Source organism: Trebonia sp. (assembly GCF_049794275.1).
Classification (GTDB): domain Bacteria; phylum Actinomycetota; class Actinomycetes; order Streptosporangiales; family Streptosporangiaceae; genus Trebonia.
Map to the genome: position 1 here is coordinate 1 of NZ_JBARCR010000620.1, position 3,844 is coordinate 3,844.

Sequence of the window (3,844 nt, forward strand, 5' to 3'; positions counted from 1 at the left end):
TCCCGGCGCTGATCAACCTCACCGTTCCCGCAGGCAATATCTTCGGCTGGTCCTCCGCTCCCGGCGAGGCCGGCAGCTGGGGACTGACCGACCCCGACGACACCCGCCGCCTGGTCCAGGCCGCCTCGCTGCATCCCCGCACCCGCTGGTGCTTCACCCTCCTCGGGCCCGACGGCACCGCGGTCGCGCACGGCTGCGCCCGCGGCCCACACCCCTGGATCCCGCCACCGGGAGACAGTCAGCGAAACCGCGACGGACCCGACGCCCAGCAAGCCGCCGCGCTCGCCGACCTCCTGCGCGACCTCAACGTCACCTTCACCCCGATCGCCAAAGGCAACTGCGACCACACCAACGCCGAAAACCGCTATACGCCCAGCCGCAAGCTCAAGCATCTGGTCTGGGCGCGTACCGCGACCTGCCCGGCGCCCGGCTGCGGCGCGCAGGCCTACCACAACGACCTCGACCACACCCTCGCCTACCCCGCCGGGATCACCTGCGAGTGCGACCTGGCCCCGCCATGCAGACGCCACCATCGGGTCAAGCAGGCCCCCGGCTGGACGCTCACCCAGCCCGAGCCCGGCGTCATGATCTGGACCACGCCCTCCGGACGCAGCTACACCACGACCCCGACCGTCTACGAAATGTGATCGATTCTCGCTGTGTCGGCGCATCCGCGATAGTCGACGGGATCGGGGTAGGCAGATGGTATGGAGGCAGACCACGGCGGAACTGCCCCGGACGTTAAGGACGACGACCCGGGCGCGGAGCAGCAGGAGCGCGGGCCGCGCCGTTGGCCGCGACTGCGGCTCTGGCTGCCGTACCTGGTCAAGCCGCTGCGACGCACCGTGCTGCTCTTCATCCTGCTGCTGGTCGTCGAGTACCTCGTTGTCCCCGAGCTAGTGGGCGCCAGCAAGGACCTGTACCTGCTCGGCCAGGTGAACGCGGTCTGGCTCAGCGTAGGGCTCATACTCGAGGGCCTGTCGCTGCTCTGCTACGCGGTGCTGACCAAGGTGCTGCTGCCGCCGGGGCCTAAGCCCAGCCTGTCCATCCTGTTCAGGATCGACCTGTCCGCCGCGGCCGTGGCGCACGTCATCCCGGCCGGCACGCTGGGCACGGCGGCGCTCGGGTTCAAGCTGTTCACCGACGAAGGCATCTCCGGCAACGACGCCGGAGTCATGATGGCGGCCAAGGGCATCGGCTCGACAGTTGTGCTGAACGTGCTGTTGTGGCTGTCTCTGGTGATCTCCATCGCACTGGCCGGGTTCCAGCCCATTTACGGGACGGTCGCCATCATCGGGACCGTGGTACTGCTGGCCGTCGCGGCCCTGGTGTTCGGCGTCACCAGGGGAGCAGGTCGCGCGTCGCGGGTCCTGCGCATGGTCGCCGACAAGATTCCCGGACTGAGCGGCGAGCGCGTCGAGCACGCCATCCTGGAGGCCGCTCACACGTTCGCCACGATGGCGCGGGACAAGCGCGTGCTTTCCCTGGCCCTGCTCTGGGCCTCCCTCAACTGGCTGCTCGACGCGGCCTCGCTGTGGGCCTTCGTGGCCGCGTTCGGCAAGCTGGTCAATCCCATCGAGCTGTTCGCCGTCTACGGGATCGCCAACGTGGCGGGCGCGCTCCCGATCACGCCGGGCGGTCTCGGGGTCGTCGACTCGATTACGCCGCTGCTGCTGGTCGGCTTCGGCGTCACCCGCAGCGTGGCCACGCTGGGCGTCATCGCCTGGCGGCTCGTCAACTTCTGGCTGCCCATCCCGACCGGTGCCCTCGCCTACGCGTCGCTGAAGGTGAAGCCTCGGATGGGCTGGCAGGCGATGCGATCCGCGATCTCCGGCATGCTGCCGTCCGTCGAAAGGAAAGACGACAGCCCCGACCCGCCTGCCGAGGACGATTCCGGCTAGCGAAGGTCGATGAGCGCCAGTCCGATGTCGGGCCGGAGCGTCTTGCGCAGCTGTGCGGGCGCCTCCCGCACCACGACCTCCAGGGTCGGCCAGACATGACCTTCCAGCAGGTGCCCGCCACGGGTGGTGCCGTCGGACAGGCCGAGCACGGCGTGCAGGTGCGGCTGCGACTGTTCAGCCTCGCCATCGCCGCCGGGCCCGATCGCGATGTCCCCGATCAGTGACAGCACCTCGCACTGCTGGTCGACCGTGATGCGCCGGTAGTCCTTCGCCGCGCGGTCGAACCAGCCGACGACCGCCCGCTCGAACGCCCCGACCGCGGTCACCTGGGCCGCGGAGATCCCCTCGCTCGCGGCCCAGTCCGTCAGCGCGGAGAACGCCTCCTCGCCCTGGTCGAGCACGACCACGTACGTCACGGTCGTACCCTCCGCAACCAGCTTCGCCTGCATCGCAGCCTCCCTCGTCGCCCGCGAGAAGAGCGCTACCCGATGCGCGCCGTCCTATCCGCGTGCTCGAGCAGTGACCGGGTGGCGGCGACCGGCAGTCACACGTCGCTAGGCTGCTGGTCATGGCGCAGATCCGGCTGGGCACCGCGGGGTGGACCGACAAGACGCTGATCGACTCGGGCTGGTACCCGAAGGACGCGAACACGCCGGAGAAGCGGCTGCGCTACTACGCCAGCCAGTTCCCGCTGGTCGAGGTGGACTCCACGTACTACGCGCTGCCCGCCGAGCAGACCGCGGCGACGTGGCGGGACAGGACCCCGGCGGAGTTCATCTTCAACATCAAGGCGTTCAGCCTGTTCACCCAGCATCCGACGCCGGTGAAGGCGATGCCTGCCGACCTGCGCGAAGCCGCGGCCGGCGAGACGGGCAAGGAGCGCGTCTACCTCAAGGACGTGGACCCGGCAGTGGCCGACCAGGCGTGGGACCGCTTCTTCGCCGCCCTTGAGCCGTTGCGCGAGGCGGGCAAGCTCGGCGCGATCCTGCTCCAGTTCCCGCCGTGGTTCCCGATCTCCCGGGCGAACAAGGACTACATCGTGGCGTGCGCGGAGCGGGCCGCGCCGCGGCGGGTGTGCGTGGAGTTCCGCAACCACACCTGGATGACCGACGACAACCAGAAGGAAACGCTGGACTTCCTCGCCTCCCATCAGCTGCCGTACGTGTGCGTGGACATGCCGCAGGGGTACTCAAGCTCCATCCCGCCGGTGGTGGCCGCCACCAGCGACCTGGCCCTGGTCCGCATGCACGGCCATTCGGACAAGTGGGAGAGCAAGAGCATCGCGGAGCGGTTCGGCTACCGCTACAGCGGCAGGGAGCTTGACGACTGGGCGGCCAAGGTAGCGCGACTCGCCGAGGACGCAGCGGAAACCCGCGTGGTGTTCAACAACTGCTACCGGGACTATGCCCAGGTCAACGCCCGCCAGCTCGCCGAGAGACTCGGAATATAGATAGACATGGCAGGCGTGCCGCCGACTAAGGTGTAGGCCGTGCCAGAGCCGGGGCAAGAACCACTGCTGGAGCCAGGGCAGGAGCCACAGTCGCCCGGCGCCGCCATCGAGCAAGCCGCGGAACAAGCCGCCGAAGCGCACCAGGCCGCGGCGGCGGCGAAAGCCGAGGCCCCGCCGGGTGAGGCCGGGAAGCAGCACAGCCTGTGGCGGCACCGCGACTTCATGCTGCTGTGGGGCGGCCAGACCGTCAGCGAGATGGGTTCGTCGGTCACCCAGCTGGCGCTGCCGCTGACCGCGGTGGTCCTGCTCAACGCCAGCACCTTCGAAGTGGCCCTGCTGACCTCGGCCGCGACCGCCGCGTTCGCGCTCATCGCCCTGCCGGCCGGCGCGATCGTGGACCGGCACGCCAAGCGCGGGATCATGCTGGCCTGCGACGCGGCGCGGGTGCTGATCATCGGATGGGTTCCGCTCGCCTGGGCGCTCGGCGTGCTGA

5 protein-coding genes are annotated in these 3,844 nt (G+C 69.5%); 4 read left to right on the top strand and 1 reads right to left on the bottom strand.

The window, feature by feature from the left end; all coding sequences use genetic code 11:
• On the top strand, positions 1-647 hold a 647-nt coding region (locus WA805_RS16610; protein WP_425242790.1), incomplete at its 5' end, for an HNH endonuclease signature motif containing protein.
• Between the two features lie 60 nt (positions 648-707).
• Complete coding sequence (locus WA805_RS16615; protein ID WP_425242791.1) at positions 708-1,901, top strand: lysylphosphatidylglycerol synthase transmembrane domain-containing protein; 1,194 nt, start codon at positions 708-710, stop codon at positions 1,899-1,901.
• Here WA805_RS16615 and WA805_RS16620 read toward each other — a convergent pair.
• Positions 1,898-2,350 carry a PPC domain-containing DNA-binding protein gene (locus WA805_RS16620; RefSeq protein ID WP_422284434.1) on the bottom strand — a complete coding sequence of 151 codons (453 nt, stop codon included), beginning with the start codon at positions 2,348-2,350 and terminating at the stop codon, positions 1,898-1,900. The genes WA805_RS16615 and WA805_RS16620 overlap by 4 nt on opposite strands.
• Positions 2,351-2,469: 119 nt before the next feature.
• On the opposite strand from WA805_RS16620, the gene WA805_RS16625 reads away from it, so the two are divergent.
• Both WA805_RS16625 and WA805_RS16630 read left to right on the top strand, forming a co-directional pair.
• Positions 2,470-3,351, top strand: coding sequence for a DUF72 domain-containing protein (locus WA805_RS16625; RefSeq protein ID WP_422284435.1), 882 nt, complete (start codon positions 2,470-2,472; stop codon positions 3,349-3,351).
• Between the two features lie 39 nt (positions 3,352-3,390).
• A partial coding sequence (locus WA805_RS16630) for an MFS transporter (RefSeq protein WP_425242792.1) occupies positions 3,391-3,844 on the top strand: 454 nt, incomplete at its 3' end.

Excerpts from the sequence above, each read along its gene's own strand:
- WA805_RS16615 (WP_425242791.1), top strand. The coding sequence starts at position 708 with ATGGAGGCAGACCACGGCGGAACTGCCCCGGACGTTAAGGACGACGAC.
- WA805_RS16620 (WP_422284434.1), bottom strand. The coding sequence starts at position 2,350 with ATGCAGGCGAAGCTGGTTGCGGAGGGTACGACCGTGACGTACGTGGTC.
- WA805_RS16625 (WP_422284435.1), top strand. The coding sequence starts at position 2,470 with ATGGCGCAGATCCGGCTGGGCACCGCGGGGTGGACCGACAAGACGCTG.